Raw genomic sequence first — 21,185 nt, 5'->3', positions numbered from 1 at the left:
ACAAAAGCTTGTCTTGTCAAATTCACGCAGCGGTTACGCCATTTTCCAGCAACGCCTTGAGATCACGAACGGGCGGTGCCCCAAACTGGCGGGCATATTCCCTCGTGAACTGCGTGATGCTCTCATAGCCGACGGAATACGCAGCCGAACTCGCCGGAACGCCTTCCGAGATCATCTGCCTTCGCGCCTCGATCAGGCGCAACTGCTTCTGGAACTGAAGTGGTGACAATGTGGTCACTGTGCGGAAATGCTGATGAAATGACGAAAGGCTCATGCCCGCCGTCTCGGCGAGCTCGTTCACCCGTAAGGGACGAGCGAAGCCTTCGCGGATGATGGCAATAGCGCGACCAATTCTCTCCGCCTGGCTATCTGTCTGACCGAGCGCCCGGATTGCGGCTCCGTGCTTGCCGGCCATCAGCCAGAAGTGCATTTCCCTTAGATGCTGCCTCGCAAGGATCGGCATGACTGCGGGCCGATCGACGAGGCCCATGAGCCTTGCGGCGATGTCCGCGACCTCAGTTTCCGTCGGGTCTAGGTTAACGGGTTTCGACGTCGAAACTGTCATTGGACCAATTTCCGAACCCAGTTCGCGGATCATGGCGAGGTCGAGTTCGAGAACGAGAGAATAGTAGGGAGCAACGCGGCTTGCCGTTGTGATCTGGCTCACCGTGGGGACGTCAGCGGTGATCAGGAGGCTATCCCCTGCGCCGAAGTCGAACGTTTCCGGCCCGATGCTCACTCTCTTTCGGCCCTGTAGAACCAGTGCAACCAGAGGCCTGTTGATCGCAAACTGGATTTCGCTTGGGGTCAGGGCGCGGATAGCCGTCAGACCGGGGATCGGAGTTGCTGCCGCTCCGAAGCGATCGACGTTGATGTCTGCATGACGGCGGACGATCTCCAGCAAACTCATCAGAACTCCTATAGTAATGGAGAAAAAGGCAAGTCGATATTCTCTGCCTGCCTTGAATGACGCTAGATTAGCAGGCCTTTGAGTCATGCCGCAAGCGCGTGAGGCGATGCCACTCTTCGGTTTTGGATAAATAGGCAATTCGTTTGGAGAAATAGGCAGCAGTTCCCATCGGCTTGGGGGCATTGTGTTGATCAGCAATCAGCACAAAAGGAGTTGACCTATGACGACAATCTCAATCGTAACCGGCGGCAGCCGTGGCCTTGGACGTAACACGGCCATCAGCATCGCCAAGCATGGTGGCGATGTTGTTTTGACCTACCGAAATGGCGCAGAAGAAGCCAAGGCTGTCGTGGCCGAAATAGAAGCTCTCGGCCGCAAGGCAGTGGCGCTGCAGCTCGACGTCGGCACCATATCGGCGTTCCCGGCCTTCGCGGAAGCCGTTCGATCCGCTCTGAAGGCTACCTGGTCGCGCACCAATTTCGATCACCTCATCAACAATGCCGGTCACGGTGAGATGGCGGGTTTCGCGGAGACCACCGAAGCGCAGTTCGACAATCTCTTCAATGTCCACGTCAAGGGTGTCTTCTTCCTGACTCAGACCCTGCTCCCGCTCCTTGTCGATGGCGGCCGTATCGTCAATTTCTCGTCCGGCCTCACCCGCGTTTCCTATCCGGGATTTTCCGCCTATTCTGCAGCTAAGGGAGCGGTCGAAATCCTCACGCTCTACATGGCGAAAGAGCTTGGAAGTCGCGGTATCACGGCGAACACGGTCGCTCCAGGTGCGATCGCGACAGATTTCCTGGGCGGCGCGGTTCGCGATACGCCAGCCTATAACGAGGCATTTGCAAACATGATCGCCCTCGGCCGCGTCGGGTTGCCCGACGATATCGGCCCGATGATCGCCAGCCTGATTGGCCCTGACAACGGCTGGGTCACGGCGCAGCGCATTGAAGTGTCTGGCGGTCAGAATATCTAGTCAGCCAGGCCGGTTCGGCGTTACGCCGGACCGGCCTCGGATGTCTTCGATGCATCTGCCCTCCCCGAGAAAATCTTGTTCCTCGACGTTCGGAAGGTGATCGCTTCAATACTCCGTCGTCGAGGCGCCAAGGCGGATTGGTTCTGCTGTCCTCGATTTTGAGCCAATGTTTATTGCGCTTTAATGCGAGTTCGTCAGCACGTCACTGATCTAACTCAGTGACAACGGATATTATTTGGCTCAAACATTTTTGCGTCATTCTCCGATTCCCTGTTAGGCGACACGAGATCTCACATGTCTTCGAGACTGAATCGCAAGTTGCAAATGCCCCGCCGTGACGACCTTGGCCTTCTGACAATCGCCAATGGCTCCGGCCTCTCCATATCCGCACTGCCGAACGGCGCGCTCTTTTCCATCGACTATGTCGATAGCCTCGGATCGGTGCAGATCAACCAGATCCAGGGATCGCCGCTTTCCGGCGGCGTGGGGCGTCTTTACCTGCGGATCGGCGGCAAGAAGCCCGCGGTTGCAGAGATCGTCGGGCCTCGGGCGCGAGGTCGCTTCGGCCACGGTGAGACGGGCTTTTTCTGGAGCGGCGATGTCGCAGATGTCCACTATCAGGTGAGCCTCGTGCTCACCCCCGCCGAGACGACGTGGTTCTGGCAGGTTACGCTGACGCATACCGGCAAGGAGACGCTGCCGGCCGATCTCGTGCTGGTTCAGGATATCGGCCTTGGCGATCGTGGCTTCCTGATGAACAGCGAGGCCTACGCCTCGCAATATGTCGACCACCATATTGCCGAGCATCCGGCATTCGGTTTTGTCGTGATGAACAGGCAGAACCTGAAGCAAGGTGGCGGGCGCAATCCATGGCTCGCGCAGGGCTGCCTCGAAGGCGTCGCCGCCTATGCCACCGACGCAATCCAGCTCGTGCAATCGGCCGCCCGGAGCGACGATCTGCTGGTTGGCCCCTTCGGCACGGACCTGCCGAGCCAGCGCCGTCAGCATGAAATGGCCTGTCCTGCACTTCAATCAAAGCCGCTCTCCGTATCTGCCGAGGGCGTGACGGCGACTTTCTTCGGCTTGTTCCTTAATGATCATCAGGCGGCATCTGATGATGCCGATCTTTCCCGCCTCAACCATCTGACCACGATCGAAAAGAACGGCTCCAGACCGGCAGAGCGAACGCCGCCGCGCAGCATCCTGCAGGATGCCGCGCTTCTTGATGTCGACGCGCTTGACGACAAGGCGATCGCCCGCCTCTATCCCGAGCGCATGCTCGAAGAGCGTGTGGATGGAAAGCTCCTCTCGTTTTTCGTGCCCGAGGGTTCACTCAACCGCCACGTCGTACTTCAGGAGAAAGAACTGCTGGTCGCACGCCGCCACGGCGCGATCGTGCGCAGCGGGCAGAATATGCTACTCGACGATGCGACACTGGCCTCTACCTGCTGGATGCAGGGCATCTTCGCGGCACAGTTGACGATCGGCAATACCTCCTTCCACAAGCTGTTTTCCGTCTCCCGCGATCCCTATAACCTGACGCGGACCACCGGATTGCGCATCCTGACCGACGCAGGCCAGGGCTGGCAGCTTCTCGCTGTTCCTTCCGTCTTCGAGATCGGCCTCAGCGACTGCCGCTGGATCTATCGTCTTGCCGATCGCACCATCACCGTGACAGCCGCGGCGTCCGGGGAGGATGCCGCGATGCAATGGGCGGTTTCGGTCGAGGGAAAGCCCTGCCGGTTCCTCGTCTTCGGCCATCTTGTTCTCGGAGAGCGAGAATATGATACGAGCGGCCATGTCGAATTCGACAATGATGCCAAACGCATTCTCTTCCGTCCGGATCCGCACTGGCTCTGGGGCGAACGGTATCCCGATGCCAGCTACTGGCTGGTGAGCCCGACACCCGATGTCCTGGAGGCAATCGGCGGAGACGAGCTTCTCTATGAGGATGGCATTGCCCGCAACGGCGCTTTCATCGCCCTGCGGTCGAAGGAAACACAATCGTTTTCCTTCGCTGTCGTCGGCTCGATGACAGATAAGGCGGAGGCTGAGCGCCTGGCCGAACGCTACGCAAGCGGCGTAACGCAGGAAGCGATGCTGACACCGGCATCGCGCTTCTGGCAGCACACCATCCGCGGCCTGACGTTCGACAAGCCCAAAGCCGAGGCTCAAGCGCATGCGGCAATGCTGCCATGGCTTGCGCATGATGCGATCGTGCATCTGAGTGTGCCCCATGGGCTCGAACAATATACCGGGGCAGCCTGGGGTACGCGTGACGCCTGCCAGGGGCCGATTGAATTCCTGCTTGCCTACGAGCACGATAGCGAAGCCAAGGAAGTGGTGAAGACGGTCTTCAGCGAACAGTTTCTCGAAAAGGGCGACTGGCCGCAATGGTTCATGCTGGAGCCCTATTCCAACATCCGCTCCGGCGACAGCCATGGCGATATCGTCGTCTGGCCGCTGAAAGCGCTCTGCGACTATATCGAAGCGACCGGAGACCTTGCCATCCTCGATGAAAAAGTCTCCTGGCGCGATGACAAGACCATGGGCAAGGCACGGGCCGATACGATCGCCGTGCATGTCGACAAGCTTCTCGATACCGTTCGCGAGCGTTTCATCCCCGGCACGCATCTGATCCGCTATGGCGAGGGCGACTGGAACGATTCCCTGCAGCCGGCCGATCCGCATCTGCGCGACTGGATGGTGAGCAGTTGGACCGTTTCCCTGCTCTATGAGCAGCTCGTGCGCTACTCCGCCATCCTGCGCCGCATCGGCCAGGGCGCGAACGCAACCGGCTTGCGCAAGATCGCCACCGCCATGCGGCGCGACTTCAACAGGCACCTAATCCGCGATGGCGTTGTTGCCGGCTACGGCATCTTCGATCCCGCCCACGATGGCGTCGAACTGTTGCTGCATCCTGACGACCAACGCACGGGGCTGCACTACTCGCTGATCTCGATGACGCAGGCGATGCTCGGCAAGCTCTTCACGCCGGAGCAGCGGCAACAGCACATGAAGCTGATCGAGAAGCACTTGCTCTTCCCCGACGGCGTGCGCCTGATGGAGAGGCCCGCGACATATGCCGGCGGCCCGGAAACGCTGTTCCGGCGCGCAGAATCCTCGTCCTTCTTCGGCCGCGAGATCGGCCTCATGTATGTGCATGCGCATCTGCGCTACTGCGAAACGCTTGCCATCGCCGAGGATGCAAAGGCCCTGTGGAAGACGATCGGCGTCGCCAACCCGATCGCTGTCACGGACGCCCTGCCGCATGCGTCACTGCGCCAGCGCAACACCTACTTCAGCAGCAGCGACGCCGCTTTCCCTGATCGTTATCGGGCGACAAGCGACTGGGATCAGGTCAAGAAGGGCGAGATCGACGTCGATGGCGGCTGGCGCATCTATTCCAGCGGCCCGGGCCTCTTTACCCGGAGCTTCGTCGAAAACATCCTCGGCTTCAAACGCCACTTCGGACGCCGAAAGCGTGTTCCGCTGCTGCCGTCTTCCGCATCGATCACAATCAAGACGGATCATGCACCCTGGCGCCGGCTGAAGGCTCCGTCGAAGGCACCGAAACGCTAGAATTCGATCGATATTGCCCTATGAGTTATGTGCGGCAGGCCTTATCGGCCTGCCGTTATCTTTCGTGCGACTGCGCAACGGGAGAATGTCTGTCAAACATGTCAATTGGCGCTCCGACAGACGCGCTTATAGTTTGACGCGCGTGCGAAATTGGGCGAGGCCGTTCATAATCATTCGTTATATTCCAGTGGCTTATGCGCATTCTGTTTGTTTATCGATAAAAAGACTTGTTCGCAGAAAAATAGATGATAACGTTTCAATTAAATTGAATGCATGACGGCAACAGTCAACGTTTGGGAGGACGTGGCATGACCAGCAGCAGTAAATTTAACTCCGAGATTCGTCGCCGCACGCTGCTCGCGGGAGCAGGAAGCACCGCCCTATTGGCCATGACCGGGGCGACACGGGCACAGGACGCAGTGAGTGGTGAACTCGTCGTTCTAAACTGGCTCGGCGGCTCAGAACTCGACATGATGCATTCGATCCAGAAGGCCTTTCTGGCGAAATACCCCAATGTGACGATCCGCGAAGTCGCCATCACTGGCCAGGGTGACATGCGCGGCGGCATCCGCACCGCGCTGATGGGCGGCGAGGTCGTCGACGTGCTCTTCAACACATGGCCGGCCTTCCGCAAGGAACTTGTCGATGCCGGCATGCTCCGGCCGATCGACGATCAGTGGAAATCCTTCGGTTGGGACAAGCTCGTCAGCCAGTCCTGGAAGGATCTCGGATCCATCGACGGCAAGACTTACGGCCTGACCTATACGTTCGGCGACCGCTCCGGCATCTGGTACAAGAAGGAGCATCTCGCCAAGGCCGGTATTGCCGAACCGCCGAAGACCTGGGACGAATTTGTCGCCTCCTTCGCGAAGCTTACAAAGGCGGGCTATGCCGCCCCGATCGCGATCCCCGGCAAATACTGGGCGCATGCCGAATGGTTTGAAACGCTGTTGCTCAGAACCGCAGGTGTGGAGACGGCGGCGAAGCTTGGCGCTCATGAAATCCCGTGGACCGATCCAGCTGTGAAGACAGCGCTGACAAAATACGCCGAGATGCTGACGTCCGGCTGCTGCGGGGCGCCGAACACCATGCTTGCCAACGACTGGGACGGCGAGGCCGATCAGGTCTTCCAGGCCAATGCCAAGAACTACCTGCTGATCGGCATGTGGATGAACAATCGTGCCAAGAACGACTACAAACTCACCGAAGGCAGGGATTACGGTCTGTTCCAGTTCCCGTCTCTCGGCATGGGCCATGACGATACATCGAGCGTCGACGCCAAGGAGTTGCTGGTGACGACGAATGGCCCCAATCCCAAGGCGGCAGATGCCTTCCTCGATTTCTGGACGAGTGCCGAGGCCGCCAACATTCTCGCCAAGGCCGGTTATGCCTCGCCAAGCAGCAACGTCGATGCTTCGCTCTATGGCGAAGTACAGAAAGTGGCGACGCAGGCCGTTGCAAGCTCGAAGCTGCAATTCGTGCTCGGCGACCTTCTGCCGGGTGATCTCGTCGACGAGTATCGCGTTCAGCTTCAGAAATTCCTGCAGGATCCGTCCGATGCCAATATCGATACGGTTCTTGCCGCTATCGAGACCAAGGCCAAGGGTTCCTACTGATGGCTGATACCTCCGCTTCCCCGGTGCGGGAAGCGGCGGGCGTGATGCAGGGTTCTCCGCTGGCGGCTGGCACCAAAAGCCGTCGGCGTCTGCTCAGGGACACGCCCGCCGCACTGATCCTGATTGCCCCGGTTCTCGTGCTGTTTGCGATTGCCGTGATCTATCCGCTGGCAGAAACGATCCGGCTGAGCTTCTGGGATATCCAGGGGCTCAGAAAGCCTGTTTTCATCGGCTTCGGCAATTATGTGCGGCTCTTTGCCGACGCGGCCTTCCGCAACACGCTGCTGACAACCTTGATCTTCACCATCGGCACGACTGTGATCTCGGTGACGATCGGTTGGGTTCTGGCGATGCTGTGTGCTTTCGCACCACGACAGACCCTGCCCTTCCGCGTGATGATCTTCGCTGCCTTCGGCATTTCGGAAGCGGTGTCCGGTTATATGTGGATCGGCATCTATCGGCCGGATGCGGGTGGTCTGCTAAATTCGTTGATCCAGCTTCTGGGCTTTCCCGGCTTCGCGCATGCCTGGCTGGGCGATGCCAATACTGCCCTCTGGGCTCTGATTATTGCCGCCTCCTGGAGCGGTGTCGGCCTGCCCCTGATGCTGATCTTCGCCGCCATTCAGGCAATACCGAAATCCGTGCTCGAAGCCGCCTACATGGATGGCGCCAAACCGGTCTCGACCATGCGGCACATCATGATGCCACTGTCGATGCCGGGTGTACGCGTCGCCGTCTTCATCAACCTGCTCACGGCACTGCGCGCCTTCGACATCATCTATATTCTCACCGGCGGCGGGCCGGTGCGCTCCACGGAAACCGTCGGCTACTTCATGTATCGGGAATCCATGACCCAGTTCAAGCTGGGCTATGGGGCTGCCGCCACCGTCATCCTGCTCCTTGCGGTTCTCATCGTTTCGATCCCGGCCATCATCCAGCGAACGGCAGGTGCGAAATGATCGGAAAGGCTCCCCGCTGGATTATCGTCGTCGTCGGCATCGTCGCCTTCATCTGGGTGATCCCGATCATCGGCATCGTCGTTACCTCGTTGCGCCCGCCCGAGGGTGTCTCGCTCGGCTGGTGGCGCTTCGATCATTTCGATCTTACGCTGGATGCCTGGCGCCGCGTCTGGGACAAATATCCGCTCGCAGACTCCATGTGGGTCACGATGAAGACGGCTTGCATTGCGACGGCGCTGACCATGCTGCTGACGCCGGCTGCCGCCTATGCCTTCCACTTCCTGACATTTCCCTTCCGCCGAGTGCTATTGATCATCATCATCAATGCATTCGTGTTGCCGCAGCAGGTCGTTATCATTCCGCTCTTCACGCTCTGGCGCGATATGGGGCTGATCGACAACATCCTCTCTGTGCTCATCCCCTATGTCGGGCTGTCATTCGCCTGGTCGATCTTCCTCGTCAAAAACTTCTTCGAGGATTTCCCTAGGGAATTGGTGGAAGCCGCCAAGATTGACGGCTGCGGGCCGCTCGCAACCTTCCGCCATGTGGTGCTGCCGAACAGCCTGTCACCGATCTTCGCCGCCGGCATCCTGCAGTTCCTGTGGACATGGAATGCGCTCCTGCTGCCCATGCTCCTTCTGCGCAGCGATGTACCCCTTCCCGTGCTGCTCGCCCGCATTTCCGGCAGCTACGAGATCAACTGGGACCTGAGATCGGTGGCGGCCATCTTCACCACCATCGTCCCCCTGCTTGTCTTCCTCATTTTCCAACGTCAGTTCGCCGCCGGTTCGCAGACACGCACCGGCGCAAAGGAATAGGACCATGCCCAAGACCACGAACAAGCCGCTACGCTACCGCCAGATCCATCTCGATTTTCATACGTCGGAACATATCCCCGGGATCGGCGCCGATTTCGATCCGGATGCCTTCGTCTCGACGTTGAAGGCGGCCCATGTCGATTCCATCACCATCTTCGCCAAGTGCCATCACGGCTGGTCCTATTATCCAACCAAGGTCGGCAAGCCGCATCCGAAACTTGCCCGCCCGGACCTGCTCGGCGACATGGTGAAGGCGCTGGCGGCGGCTGATATCGAAAGCCCGATCTATATTTCCGTACAATGGGACGAGCTGACGGCCCGCGAACATCCCGAATGGCGTGCAATGAGCGCCTCGAACCGCTACCACCACGACCGGCCGGCCGATCCCTCCGCCGGCAAGCAGCTTAGCCCCGCCTGGCATACGCTCTGCCTCAACCATGCAGGCCTGCGGCACTATATTCTCGAACAGGCGCGCGAGGTGGCGCAGAGCTATCCGACACAGGGGCTCTTCTTCGATATCATTCTGACACCTGACTGCGTCTGCCCCGCCTGCGTCGAACGCATGCTGTGCGAGGGCCTCGACCCTGAAAATCCGGCCGACCGCCTGAAGAATGACGAGGCCGTCAACGAGCAGTTCCGTCGCGAGACCAGCGAGGCGTTGTTTGCGGAATTTCCAGGCCTGCGCGTCTTCTACAATTGCGGTCACATCCACAAGCAGGGACCGGAACGCTTCTCGACCTATTCGCATCTCGAGCTCGAAAGCCTGCCGACCGGCGGCTGGGGTTACGACCACTTCCCTTCGAGCGCGCGCTACGCGGCCACATTGGGCATGGATTTCCTTGCCCATACCGGCAAGTTCCATACGTCCTGGGGCGAATTTGGCGGCTTCAAACATCCGGATGCGCTGGAATATGAATGCGCCCAGATGATTGCGCTCGGTTCCAAATGCCTGGTCGGCGACCAGTTGCATCCGAATGGCGCGATCAATCCCGATACCTATGCGTCGATCGCACCGGCCTATCACCGCGTCGAAAAGCTCGAACCCTTCCTGGAAGGAGCAAAACAAATCTCCGAGATCGCCATCCTCTCAGCCGAACATATGAACCCCAGGGGAGCACGCAATCATCCAAGCGATGATGGTGCCGCGCAGATGCTGCAGGAGTTGAAACGCCCCTTCGATGTCCTCGATATATCGGGCCGCTTTGAACAATATCGCCTGCTTATCCTGCCCGACGAGATCCCCGTCGATACGGCGCTCGCCGCACGTCTGAAGTCGTATTTGGCCGGCGGCGGCAAGATCATCGCCTCCTGGCATTCCGGGCTCGACGAGAACGGTAAATTCGCTATTGATTTCGGCATCGAAAGGGGCGTGGCACCCGTCGCTTTCAAGCCGAGCTATGTAAGGGCGGGCAAAGACCTCGATGCCTCCATGCCGGAAACGGCTTTCGTCTTTTATGACGACGCGGAAACCGTCCGTTCGGTCGGTGCGACTGTTCTGGCAGGTATCTTTCCATCCTACTTCAATCGGTCCTATAAGCATTTCTGCTCGCACCAGCACGCGCCCGACGACCCGGATGCCGATATGCTGGGCGCGGCAGTTACCGAACACAAGGGTGCGGCCTACATCGCGTATCCGATCTTCCGGCTCTACCGGGCGATGGGCCAGCCGCTCTACAAATATCTGGTTCGCGGCCTTCTTGACCGGCTTGTCCCCAACCCGGCAATGGTGACCGACCTGCCGTCGTCCGGTCGGGCAACTCTGACGCGCCAGATCGAACATGACCGTCACATCCTGCATCTGCTCTATGGTCCGCCGCAGATCCGCGGCAAGGACGTGCGCGGCGATGACGGCTCGACCCGCGTGATGGAGATGATCGAGGACATTCCGGCGATCGGCCCGGTCAATGCCACAGTGCGCCTGCCGGCAAAGCCGAAGCGCGTCTTCGACGCGATGACGGGTGAGGATCTGGCGTGGAATGCCGGCGACGACGGCGCCATCAGCATCACGGTGCCGCGGCTGCGCATCCATAGCGCCGTCGTCTTCGAAGGCGCGTAATGCAGATTGACGTCAGGGAGCCGTCGGACTTTGCGCATGCTGCCCGCAATACTGGTGGGCGGCGGAGCGCTGGGCTATACGACGGAAGGGCGCCTGATCGGGCGCCATTTCCCGTGAATGAGTGCAGGAGCCTGCTCGAAATGCGACAAGCGGACCAGACGGCCGGAAGGAGGCGCGGAGCCACGATCATCGACGTTGCCAAGGTGGCAAATGTCGCTGTTGGTACCGTGTCCCGCTATCTCAACGGCCAGACGATCCGCCGCTCCAACCGGGAGCAGATCGAGAGGGCGATCCAGGACCTCGGTTACCGACGCAACGCCGCTGCCGCCTCGATCCGCACCGACCTTACCCATATGATCGGCTTCCTGGTGCCGACCTTCGACGAATTCCATGCTCGTATGCTGGAGCATCTCGCCCATTCGGTGCGCCAGACCGGCCGAGCACTTCTGACCTACTGCCACGGCGGCGATCCGCGTGTGGTTGCGGAAGCCCTGGATTTCTTCGCAGCGCAGCGCGTCGATGCGCTGGTGATGGACGGTACGGCGGAAGTCTACGACCGCGTTGACGACCTGATCCACCATGACATTCCGATCATCTTCTACAACAACGACGTCCGTGGGCTGGCAGCAGACCGGGTGATGGTGGAGAACCATCGCGCGAGCTACCGCATCGTCAGCCACCTCATCGATCTCGGCCACACCCGCATCGGAATCCTGACGGGCGATCCGCGCAATTCCTCCGGCATCGAGCGGCTGGCAGGTTATGAACAGGCGCTGCGTGACCGGGGCATAACGATCGATCCGACACTGGCGGCCCGCGGCAACTGGCGTATGGATGGCGGTTATGAGGCGACCAAGCGGTTGATGTCGCTCGAAAATCCGCCCACAGCGATCTTTTCGGCCAACTACGGCATGGCAGTCGGAGGGCTGAGTTGGCTGAAGGAGAACGGCCGGCATGTGCCCGAGGATATTTCGCTTGCGAGCTTCGACGATGTGGCAATCTTCCGGCTCTATGAAGCCGGCATCACCGCCGTCGCCCAACCGGTGGCAAGCATCGCAGAAACCATCACGGACATTCTTGTGGAACGCCTGACGGAACCGTTGGGAGGAGCGACGCGCAGCGTCGTACTCGAATGCGACATCATTTTGCGGGGCTCGACGCGACGGATCACCTGACGCGTTCTGCCCGCCAGGCGGTTAAAGGGAGGAAGCTTTGGCCAGCGTAGAATTGCATGATATCGACAAGTCCTACGGCAGCTTTCAGGCGATCGAGGGGCTTAACCTGAGCGTGGACGATGGCTCATTCACGGTCTTCGTCGGTCCCTCCGGCTGCGGAAAATCGACGCTTCTACGCATGATCGCCGGCCTGGAAAGGATCACCGCCGGCGACCTCACGATCGGCGGACGACGCATGAACGAAGCAGATCCGATAGAACGCGGCGTCGCCATGGTCTTCCAGAACTATGCGCTCTATCCGCATATGACAGTCGAACAGAATATCGGCTTCTCGCTGCGCATGGCCGGCATGGGCAAGGCCGATATCGACAAGAGCGTTGCCGCCGCTGCCGCGACCTTGCAGATCGAGCCGCTGCTCAAGCGCAAGCCCGCTCAACTCTCCGGTGGCCAGCGCCAGCGCGTCGCGATCGGCCGGGCGATCGTCCGCAACCCGGCCGTTTTCCTGTTTGACGAACCGCTGTCGAACCTCGATGCGGAACTGCGCGTCTCCATGCGCGTCGAGATCGCCAAGCTGCATCGGCGCATCGGCGCAACGATGATCTATGTCACCCACGACCAGACCGAAGCGATGACGCTCGCCGACAAGATCGTCGTCATGCGCGCCGGCAAGATCGAGCAGGCGGGCACGCCGGACGCGCTCTATAACGATCCGGACAATTTCTTCGTCGCCGGTTTCATCGGCTCGCCGCGCATGAATTTCCTTGATGGCACGCTCGGTGCGGATGGGGTGATCAGGCTCGATTGCGGCACGGTTTTCAGAGCGGGCATCGTCAGCATGGGTAAGGAAATGCCGGTCAAGGTCGGTATCCGCCCGGAGCATTTCACGGGGCATGATGAAGGCGGCGGCGCGATCGACGTCAAGGTCGATGTGGTGGAAAACCTCGGCGGAACCCGTTTCATCTATGGCACGCTCACCTCAGGCCAATCGGTGATCGTCGAGGACCGCTCGGAGAGGGCTCTGCGCCCCGGCGAAACGGTAAGCGCCGGCTTTTCGGCCAGGAAAGCGCTGCTCTTCAGTGTCGACGGTAAGCGCGTGCGCGATATCAAGCCGGCCAACAGCATTCCCGCAGAATGACCATGGCGGACAATCTTCTCTGGTACGACACGCCGGCCCGGCTCTGGACGGACGCACTGCCGCTCGGCAACGGCCGGCTCGGCGCCATGGTGTTTGGCGATCCCATTTCAGAAAGGCTGCAGATCAATGAATCCACATTCTGGGCAGGTGGCCCTTACCGGCCGGTCAATCCCGATGCCTACGGCCATCTCGGAAAAGTACGTGAGCTGATATTCGCCGGGCACTATGCGCAAGCGGAAGCAATGGCCGAAGAACATCTGATGGCCCAGCCGATCAAGCAGATGTCCTACCAGCCGATCGGCGATCTCCTAATTGATTTCCCGCATTCAAGGACCGTCACCAACTATCGCCGCACGCTTGATCTCGACGCAGCAATCGCGACGACCTCTTATGTCGCCGATGGCACGACCTTCTTTCGCGAAGCCTTCGTTTCCGCGCTCGACGGTGTGCTTGTGTTGCGCCTTTCGGCCGATCGACCCCGCTCCATTAAATGCCGGATATCGCTCGACAGCCCGCAACAAGGCCAACTGGTCGGAGGACGAGCCTCGCAACTGACCTTCTCCGGTACCGGCAAGGCCGAATGGGGCATTGCCGGTGCCCTGCGCTTCGCCCTTGGCATCCGAGTGATCAACAAGGGAGGAATGCTGGGCCTCTCCAATGGCATCTCCGTAGACGATGCCGACGAGCTTGTGATCCTGCTCGATGCAGCGACGAGTTTCCGACGTTATGACGATGTCTCGGGCGATCCGGACGGCACCATCTCGGCGCGTCTTTCAAAGGCCTCTGCGCGCAGCCACGAGATCATGCGTCGGGACCATATGGCGGAACATCAAAAGCTGTTCCGTTCCTTCGCCATCGATCTCGGCACGACGCCGGCCGCCATCGAGACCACCGATCGCCGCATTGCGGGTTTTGCCGGGGGACGTGATCCCGCACTTGCCGCCCTCTATGTCCAGTTCGGCCGCTATCTGATGATCGCCTCTTCGCGCCCCGGCACACAACCCGCCAACCTGCAGGGCATCTGGAACGATGAAACCGATCCGCCCTGGGGCAGCAAATATACGGCCAACATCAATCTGCAGATGAACTACTGGCTGCCGGCTCCGGCCAACCTGCCGGAATGCATCGAACCGCTTGTCGCAATGGCGGAAGAGCTTGCCGAAACTGGCCGCGAGACGGCGCAGGTGCATTATCGCGCCCGTGGCTGGGTCATGCACCACAACACTGATCTCTGGCGCGCGACCGGACCGATCGACGGTGCCAAATGGGGCCTGTGGCCGACCGGCGGCGCCTGGCTCATGGCCCAACTGCTCGATCTTGCGGACTATCTTGATGATGCCGATGGCCTGCGCCGGCGGCTCTTTCCGCTTGCCAAGGGGGCTGCGGAGTTTGTCTTCGATGTGCTTGTGCCGCTTCCGGGCACGGACTATCTGGTGACGAACCCCTCGCTTTCACCTGAGAATGTCCACCGGCACGGCGCCTCGCTCTGTGCGGGGCCAACCATGGATAACCAGATCATCCGGGATTTTCTCAATCTGCTTCGGCCCGTCGCCATCTCAATCGGCGGCGAGGATGCGCTCGTCTCGGAGATCGACCGCATACTGCCCCGCCTGCCGCCCGACAGGATCGGCTCGGCGGGCCAGTTGCAGGAATGGCTGGAAGACTGGGACCTGCAGGCGCCGGAGATGCACCACCGCCATGTCTCGCATCTCTACGGCCTCTATCCAAGCTGGCAGATCGACATGGACAAGACACCGGAGCTTGCCGCGGCCGCCCGCCGTTCGCTGGAAATCCGCGGTGACGATGCTACGGGCTGGGGTATCGGCTGGCGCATCAATCTCTGGGCGCGGCTACGCGACGGCGATCATGCGCTCGATGTGATCAAGCTGCTCATCAGCCCCGAGCGAACCTACACCAATCTCTTCGACGCCCACCCACCCTTCCAGATCGATGGCAATTTCGGTGGGGCAGCCGGCATCCTCGAAATGCTGGTGCAGTCGCGCCCAGGCGAAATTCACCTGCTCCCAGCCTTGCCCAAGGCATGGCCGCGCGGCAGGATCCGCGGTCTGCGCTTGCGTGGCGGCATGCTGCTCGATCTCGACTGGGAGAACAGCAGGCCGGTGAAGATCGGCCTCACGGCATCCCGCAATGTGGGCACGGTTCTTTGCTTCGGTGAGGCGAGACATAAGATCGACCTCACCGTCGGAGAGAGTTTCGCCGACGGAAGCGTTCTTTTTTAAAGGACAGCTTACGGCTTATCTCTGGCGATATTCATCATGCTCGAACTCATAGGGCAGTTCCAGCTTGAGCTCGCGGACATGCGGCAGAATGGGGTCGGCATATAGACGCTCCAGTGAGCGATCAGCCGGCGGTTCCCGACCTCGCTCAGCTGACAATCGAATGTATTGGAGGAATATCGCGAGCTGATCGCCTGCATCAAGGCACAGGATGTCGAAGAGCCGCTCAGGCCGTCGCCAAACATGTCCGGGGCTCCGGCCGTCACATCATTGAGCGTATGCGCGTATCGCGCCACGCCAAGCCTGGATCAGGCTAATATACTGGCTGATTTCCAGGGCTGGTTGCGCGCAGTCGTTGATCTTGCCCGACTGCCCAGAATTCGCTTGAGGCGCGCTTGACAAAACAGGAGTGCCTGTATTTTATTCAAGCCTGCGGATTAGGCAGAGAGCCCCGCATTTTTACATGACTTCGATAGTCGCTGGGCAGTTTCGCCCCATGACGGCCCCGTCGCTGACGGGACGCCCTCATGGGGTTTTTGGTTTTTTGGCTTACAAATGAATGATGCTTTGAAAATCGGCATTCTTTACTCGACCACGGGTCCATACGGCTCGATGGGGCGGGATGCACGCGACGGCGCGGAATTCGCAATCGCCGAATTTGCCGCAGCGAGCGGCTGTTCGGTCGAACCGGTTTTCTTCGATCCGCAGGCCGATCTTGCTGCCTATCTAGAGGGCGCCCGGCATCTATTACGCGCCGGTTGCCGCCACATCGTCGGCACGATCACCTCCGCCGCCCGCAAGGAAGTCATCCCGCTGATCGAGAAGCATGACGGTTTGCTGTGGTACATGTGCCCCTACGAAGGTTTCGAGGCAAACGAGAACGTCATCTACGTCGGCGGCTGCCCGAACCAGCATCTGCTGCCGCTCTTCGAACATCTGATCCCGCGTTATGGCAACCGTCCCTACCTCGTCGGCGCCAACTATGTCTGGGGCTGGGAGATGAACCGGCTCGCCCGCGAACTGACTGCCAATGCAGGCGGAGAAGTGCTCGGCGAACGCTACCTGCCGCTCGAAGAGACCGCGGTCGAGCGCATCGTCTCCGATATCGAGCAGCGCCGCCCGAGCTTCATCCTAAACAATCTGATCGGCCCATCGAGCTATGCCTTCCATGAGGCAATCCGTCGGCTTGCCGATCGAGATGCCGCCTTCCGGCCTGAAAACTGCCCTGTCGTCAGTTGCGACCTGATGGAGTGTGAGCTTGACGATATCGCGCCGGGCGCTGCGATCGGCCAGCTTTGTGCAGCTTCCTACTTTGACAACGTTGCGACCTCCGAGAATACCGATTTCAAGCAGCGCATCGTCGCTCATTATGGCGCGCCTCGCCGCGTCTCGAGCGTCTTTGCCAGCGCCTACACGGCTATGCGTCTCTGCGTCGATGCGATTGTGGCTGCCGGTGGGGACGAACCTTCCGCCGTGCGTCGGGAACTCCACGGCAAGAGCTGGGCGACCCCCTTCGGCGCGCTCAACATCGACCAGGAGACGAACCACGCCGCCCTGCCCTTCCATCTCGGCCGCATCAATACCCAGAACGGTTTCGATGTGATCGCGTCCCGCCCGCCTCTTGCCGCAGATCCCTATTTGACCGGCCGCAATAAGCCGGCTTTGCCGAAATTGCGGGTAGTATCATGAAGGAGACACCCAATTTCACCGGTTGGCATGCCGTCGTCCTGCATCGTGAGGACGGCAATACGGAAAAGCTGATACGCCAGCTCCGGCTTCTCGGCCTCTCAGCCACCCTGCAATGGGCGCCGCTTTCTGCAGCAAGCGTGCCCGACATCGTCATCGTCGATGCCGACCAGGGGTTTGACGATCTCATGCCATGGAGTGGCAGCACCCCGACATGCCCCGTCGTTGCGCTGCTCGGTTCGGAAGCGCCGGGTCGCATTGCCTGGGCGCTTGCTCAGGGAGCCGGCGCGATCGTCGCCAAGCCGATTGCCGCCTCTGCCGTCTATCCGGCCCTCGTCATGGCCGTCTCCATTCATCAGGAGCGCAAGAGCGCGGCTGAACGCCTGCAATATCTCGAAGAGCGCGTGCGCCTGCGTCCGCTCGTCCATGCCGCCGTCGAAAAACTGATGCAGGCGCATGGGGTGGATGAGGAACGCGCCTATTCGATCCTGCGCAACTGCGCCATGCGTCGCCGCCTGCCGATGGAACAGATCTCCGCCTTCATCATCGGCGGCATAGAACCCCTGCCGGAGGCCGGTTGATGCGTGTGATCAAAGCCATGCTGCGGCAGCCCACAGCCCTTTTCGGCCTCATCATTGTGCTGGTCGTCATCGCCCTTGCGGTGGCCGCACCCTGGGTCGCCCCATTCAACCCCGATGAGCAGATGTTCGACGGCCTGTCGCTGGAAGGCGCGCCGCTGCCGCCGGGCGGCCCCTATCTGCTCGGGACGGATACGCTCGGCCGCGATCTCTTTTCGCGCATGCTCTTCGGTGCGCGGACCTCACTCGTCATCGGCCTTGTCGCCAATGGCATCGCGGTGGCGATCGGCCTCTTCATCGGCATCCTCGCAGGTTACATGCGCGGTCTGGTCAGCAATATCCTCATGCGCTTCACCGATCTGATGATGGCCTTCCCCGCTTTGCTGCTGGCGATCGTGCTCGCCGCGCTGCTGCGGCCGAGCCTCTGGATCGTCGCCATGGTGATTGCACTCGTCAATTGGGTGCAGGTCGCCCGTATCGTCTATACGGAGACACGCGGGCTCGTGGAGCGCGACTTCATCATGGCCGAGCGCTCCCTCGGTGCCGGCCATATGCGTGTGCTCTTCCTGCATATCCTGCCGCATCTCGTTCCAACGGCAATTGTCTGGGGCACGCTTGGCATCGCAACGACCGTCCTGCTTGAAGCAACCCTTTCCTTCCTCGGCATCGGCGTGCAGCCGCCGCAGCCGTCCTGGGGCAACATCATCTTTGAAAGCCAGAGCTACTTTCAGGCCGCCCCCTGGCTGGTCTTCTTCCCCGGCGCAATCATCCTCTTGACGGCGCTCTCCTTCAATCTTGTCGGAGATGCGCTGCGCGATATTATCGATCCGACTCAGCGCGGGAGAGGCTGATGGTCTTCCTCACTCTCCGTCGGCTGGTACAGGCTGCCCTCATTCTTCTCGGCGTTGCCGCCATCACTTTCGTCTTACTCTATGCACTGCCGGCCGATCCGGCGCGCATGATCGCCGGTCGCAGCGCCACGGCGCAGACGGTCGCAAACATTCGTCACGAACTCGGCCTCGACCAGCCACTTCTGGTGCAGTTCGACACCTATCTCGCCAATCTCGTGCACGGCAATCTCGGTCGTTCCTACGCACAGAAGACCGAGGTCTGGACGCTGATCATCGCTCGCCTGCCGGCAACATTGGTGCTGATGCTCACCGGCATCCTGGTGGAAGTGATACTCGGGCTGGCGCTCGGCACGATCGCTGCCGTGCGCCGCGGTGGGTTCGTTGACAGGCTCGTCATGATGGCTTCCTTCGTCGGCGTTTCGGCGCCGCAATTTGTCGTCGCCCTGCTCCTTCTTTATGTCTTTGCCGTAACGCTCGGATGGCTGCCCATGAGTGGTTATGGCACATTCGCCCATGTCGTGCTGCCAGCTTCCACCCTCGGCGTCCTCGGCGCCGGCTGGTATGCGCGCATGGTGCGATCGGCCATGATCGACGTGCTCAATCAGGACTATGTCCGCACCGCCCGCGCCAAGGGCTTGTCCTCGCACCGCATCATCTTCCGCCACGCCCTGCCGAACGCCATCCTGCCGATCATCGCCATGATCGGCATCGATATCGGCCAGTTCATGGGTGGCGTGGTCGTCGTCGAGGCCGTCTACGGCTGGCCGGGCATCGGCCAGCTCGCCTGGCAGGCAATCCAGCAGGTCGACATACCGATCATCATGGGCGTCACGCTGACGTCGGCACTCGCCATCGTCATCGGCAATCTGCTTGCCGATCTCGTGGCCCCATTCATCGATCCACGCATCCGCACACGTTGACAGCAACCAAAGAAGGGGAACCCTAATGTTCAAACGCTGGCTTCGACCCACGACCATGGCAGCGATGGTGGCGCTCGCGCCGCTCGCCGCCATGGCACAGGAAACGCCCAAACAGGGCGGCGATATTGTCGTCACCTATAAGGACGATATCACCACGCTCGACCCGGCCATCGGCTATGACTGGGTCAACTGGTCGATGATCAAGAGCCTTTATTCCCGCCTGATGGACTACGAGCCGGGCACGCCGAACCTCGTTCCGTCGCTTGCCGAGAGCTTTACCGTTTCGCCTGACGGCCTCACCTATACATTCAAGCTGCGCAAGGGCGTGAAGTTTTCGAACGGTCGCGAAGTTGTCGCTTCGGACGTGAAGTACTCGATCGAGCGGGCCGTCAATCCGAAGACCCAGGGACCGGGTGCAGGCTTCTTCGGCGCTATCAAGGGCTTCGATGATGAGACAGGCGGCAAGACCGAGACACTCTCGGGCATCGAAACGCCCGACGACGGCACGGTGATTTTCCACCTCTCGCGTCCCGACGCGACCTTTCTGCATGTTCTCGCCATCAACTTCGCATCGGTCGTGCCGAAGGAAGCCGTGGATGCCGCTGGCGGCGATTTCGGCAAAAAGCCTGTCGGCTCCGGCACCTTCGTCTTGAAGGACTGGACGATCGGCCAGCAGCTCGTGTTCGAGCGCAACAAGGATTACTTCGTCAAGGACATGCCGCATATCGACAGCTTCAAGGTCGAAGTGGGCCAGGAGCCGCTGGTCGCGCTGCTGCGCCTGCAGAAGGGTGAAGTCGATATCGCTGGCGACGGCATCCCGCCAGCGAAATTCCTGGAAATCAAGAACTCCGCCGACGGCCCGCAGATGATCGTCGATGGTGAACAGCTTCACACCGGCTACATCACCCTGAACACCAAGGTGAAGCCTTTCGACAATGTGAAGGTGCGCCAGGCCGTCAATATGGCCATCAATAAGGAACGCGTCACCCGCATCCTGAACGGCCGCGCCACCCCTGCCAACCAGCCGCTGCCGCCGCTGATGCCCGGCTACGACAAGTCCTTCACCGGCTATGCCTATGATGTCGCCAAGGCCAAGGCGCTGCTCGCCGAAGCAGGCTTCCCGGATGGCTTTGAAACAGTTCTCTACTCGACCAACACTGATCCGCAGCCGCGTATCGCCCAGGCGATCCAGCAGGATCTCGCCGCCATCGGCGTCAAGGCCGAAATTCGTGCTCTCGCACAGGCCAATGTCATCTCGGCCGGCGGCACGGAAGGCGAGGCGCCGATGATCTGGTCGGGCGGCATGGCCTGGATTGCCGATTTCCCGGATCCGTCGAACTTCTACGGCCCGATCCTTGGTTGTGCCGGCGCGGTTCAGGGCGGTTGGAACTGGTCCTGGTACTGCAACGCCGATCTCGACAAGCGTGCTGTAGCGGCCGACTCCATGTCCGATCCGGCAAAGTCCGCTGAACGCACCGCTGCCTGGGGCAAAATCTTCACCGATATCATGGCCGATGCGCCGTGGGTTCCCGTCATCAACGAACGCCGCGTCGTCGCCAAGTCGCTGCGCATGGGCGGCGCCGACAACATCTACATCGATCCGACACGCGTCATCAATTACGACGCGATCTATGTGAAGCAATAAGCCTTAAGGAAACAATGCCTTCCCGGTTCCGCCGGGAAGGC

Annotated in this window: 15 protein-coding genes and 1 pseudogene; 14 read left to right on the top strand and 2 right to left on the bottom strand. The window is 60.5% G+C overall.

From position 1 onward, the window contains the following. Positions 1 to 22: 22 nt before the first annotated feature. Positions 23 to 910 carry an AraC family transcriptional regulator gene (locus KQ933_RS24750; protein ID WP_216760464.1) on the bottom strand — a complete coding sequence of 296 codons (888 nt, stop codon included), beginning with the start codon at positions 908 to 910 and terminating at the stop codon, positions 23 to 25. Between the two features lie 220 nt (positions 911 to 1,130). On the opposite strand from KQ933_RS24750, the gene KQ933_RS24745 reads away from it, so the two are divergent. The 9 genes from KQ933_RS24745 (at position 1,131) to KQ933_RS24705 (ending at position 15,467) form a co-directional block, all read left to right on the top strand. After that, entirely contained in the window at positions 1,131 to 1,886 is a 756-nt protein-coding gene (locus KQ933_RS24745; protein ID WP_216760463.1) for an SDR family NAD(P)-dependent oxidoreductase, read from the top strand. Between the two features lie 294 nt (positions 1,887 to 2,180). Beyond that, positions 2,181 to 5,468 (top strand): cellobiose phosphorylase, encoded by a 3,288-nt coding sequence (locus KQ933_RS24740; RefSeq protein ID WP_216760462.1) that lies wholly within the window; start codon positions 2,181 to 2,183, stop codon positions 5,466 to 5,468. A gap of 308 nt (positions 5,469 to 5,776) precedes the next feature. Beyond that, positions 5,777 to 7,084: an ABC transporter substrate-binding protein gene (locus tag KQ933_RS24735; RefSeq protein ID WP_216760461.1), complete on the top strand. Its 1,308-nt coding sequence runs from the start codon at positions 5,777 to 5,779 to the stop codon at positions 7,082 to 7,084. Then, positions 7,084 to 8,043 (top strand): carbohydrate ABC transporter permease, encoded by a 960-nt coding sequence (locus KQ933_RS24730; RefSeq protein ID WP_216760460.1) that lies wholly within the window; start codon positions 7,084 to 7,086, stop codon positions 8,041 to 8,043. The genes KQ933_RS24735 and KQ933_RS24730 overlap by 1 nt, the downstream gene beginning before the upstream one ends. Further along, positions 8,040 to 8,861: a carbohydrate ABC transporter permease gene (locus tag KQ933_RS24725; RefSeq protein ID WP_216760459.1), complete on the top strand. Its 822-nt coding sequence runs from the start codon at positions 8,040 to 8,042 to the stop codon at positions 8,859 to 8,861. The genes KQ933_RS24730 and KQ933_RS24725 overlap by 4 nt, the downstream gene beginning before the upstream one ends. A gap of 4 nt (positions 8,862 to 8,865) precedes the next feature. Next, the gene (locus KQ933_RS24720; protein WP_216760458.1) at positions 8,866 to 10,917 is read left to right on the top strand and encodes an alpha-L-fucosidase; all 2,052 of its coding nucleotides are present in this window, start codon (positions 8,866 to 8,868) and stop codon (positions 10,915 to 10,917) included. 140 nt (positions 10,918 to 11,057) lie between these two features. Next, entirely contained in the window at positions 11,058 to 12,092 is a 1,035-nt protein-coding gene (locus KQ933_RS24715) for a LacI family DNA-binding transcriptional regulator (RefSeq protein WP_216760457.1), read from the top strand. Positions 12,093 to 12,129: 37 nt separating this feature from the next. After that, positions 12,130 to 13,227 (top strand): ABC transporter ATP-binding protein, encoded by a 1,098-nt coding sequence (locus KQ933_RS24710; protein WP_216760456.1) that lies wholly within the window; start codon positions 12,130 to 12,132, stop codon positions 13,225 to 13,227. Between the two features lie 2 nt (positions 13,228 to 13,229). Further along, positions 13,230 to 15,467, top strand: coding sequence for a glycoside hydrolase N-terminal domain-containing protein (locus tag KQ933_RS24705; RefSeq protein ID WP_216760455.1), 2,238 nt, complete (start codon positions 13,230 to 13,232; stop codon positions 15,465 to 15,467). A 21-nt stretch (positions 15,468 to 15,488) separates the two neighbouring features. Here KQ933_RS24705 and KQ933_RS33570 read toward each other — a convergent pair. Beyond that, positions 15,489 to 15,593 (bottom strand): annotated as a pseudogene (locus KQ933_RS33570) (LLM class flavin-dependent oxidoreductase); the annotation flags it as partial. Between the two features lie 426 nt (positions 15,594 to 16,019). Here KQ933_RS33570 and KQ933_RS24700 point away from each other — a divergent pair. Genes KQ933_RS24700 through KQ933_RS24680 form a run of 5 tightly spaced genes read left to right on the top strand, consistent with a single transcriptional unit; the run spans position 16,020 to position 21,144 of the window. Beyond that, complete coding sequence (locus KQ933_RS24700; protein ID WP_216760454.1) at positions 16,020 to 17,153, top strand: transporter substrate-binding protein; 1,134 nt, start codon at positions 16,020 to 16,022, stop codon at positions 17,151 to 17,153. Next, positions 17,150 to 17,731 carry an ANTAR domain-containing response regulator gene (locus KQ933_RS24695; RefSeq protein WP_216760453.1) on the top strand — a complete coding sequence of 194 codons (582 nt, stop codon included), beginning with the start codon at positions 17,150 to 17,152 and terminating at the stop codon, positions 17,729 to 17,731. Before KQ933_RS24700 ends, KQ933_RS24695 begins: the two co-directional genes overlap by 4 nt. Continuing rightward, entirely contained in the window at positions 17,731 to 18,579 is an 849-nt protein-coding gene (locus KQ933_RS24690; RefSeq protein WP_216760452.1) for an ABC transporter permease, read from the top strand. The genes KQ933_RS24695 and KQ933_RS24690 overlap by 1 nt, the downstream gene beginning before the upstream one ends. Then, positions 18,579 to 19,499 carry an ABC transporter permease gene (locus KQ933_RS24685; RefSeq protein ID WP_216760451.1) on the top strand — a complete coding sequence of 307 codons (921 nt, stop codon included), beginning with the start codon at positions 18,579 to 18,581 and terminating at the stop codon, positions 19,497 to 19,499. Before KQ933_RS24690 ends, KQ933_RS24685 begins: the two co-directional genes overlap by 1 nt. Before the next feature lie 25 nt (positions 19,500 to 19,524). Further along, positions 19,525 to 21,144 (top strand): ABC transporter substrate-binding protein, encoded by a 1,620-nt coding sequence (locus tag KQ933_RS24680; RefSeq protein ID WP_216760450.1) that lies wholly within the window; start codon positions 19,525 to 19,527, stop codon positions 21,142 to 21,144. The last annotated feature ends 41 nt before the right edge of the window (positions 21,145 to 21,185 follow it).

The sequence above is a fragment of the Rhizobium sp. WYJ-E13 genome (genome assembly GCF_018987265.1).
Taxonomy (GTDB): Bacteria; Pseudomonadota; Alphaproteobacteria; order Rhizobiales; family Rhizobiaceae; genus Rhizobium.
The sequence above is the reverse complement of the archived record's forward strand: the minus strand, read 5'-3'. Positions and strand labels throughout refer to the sequence as shown.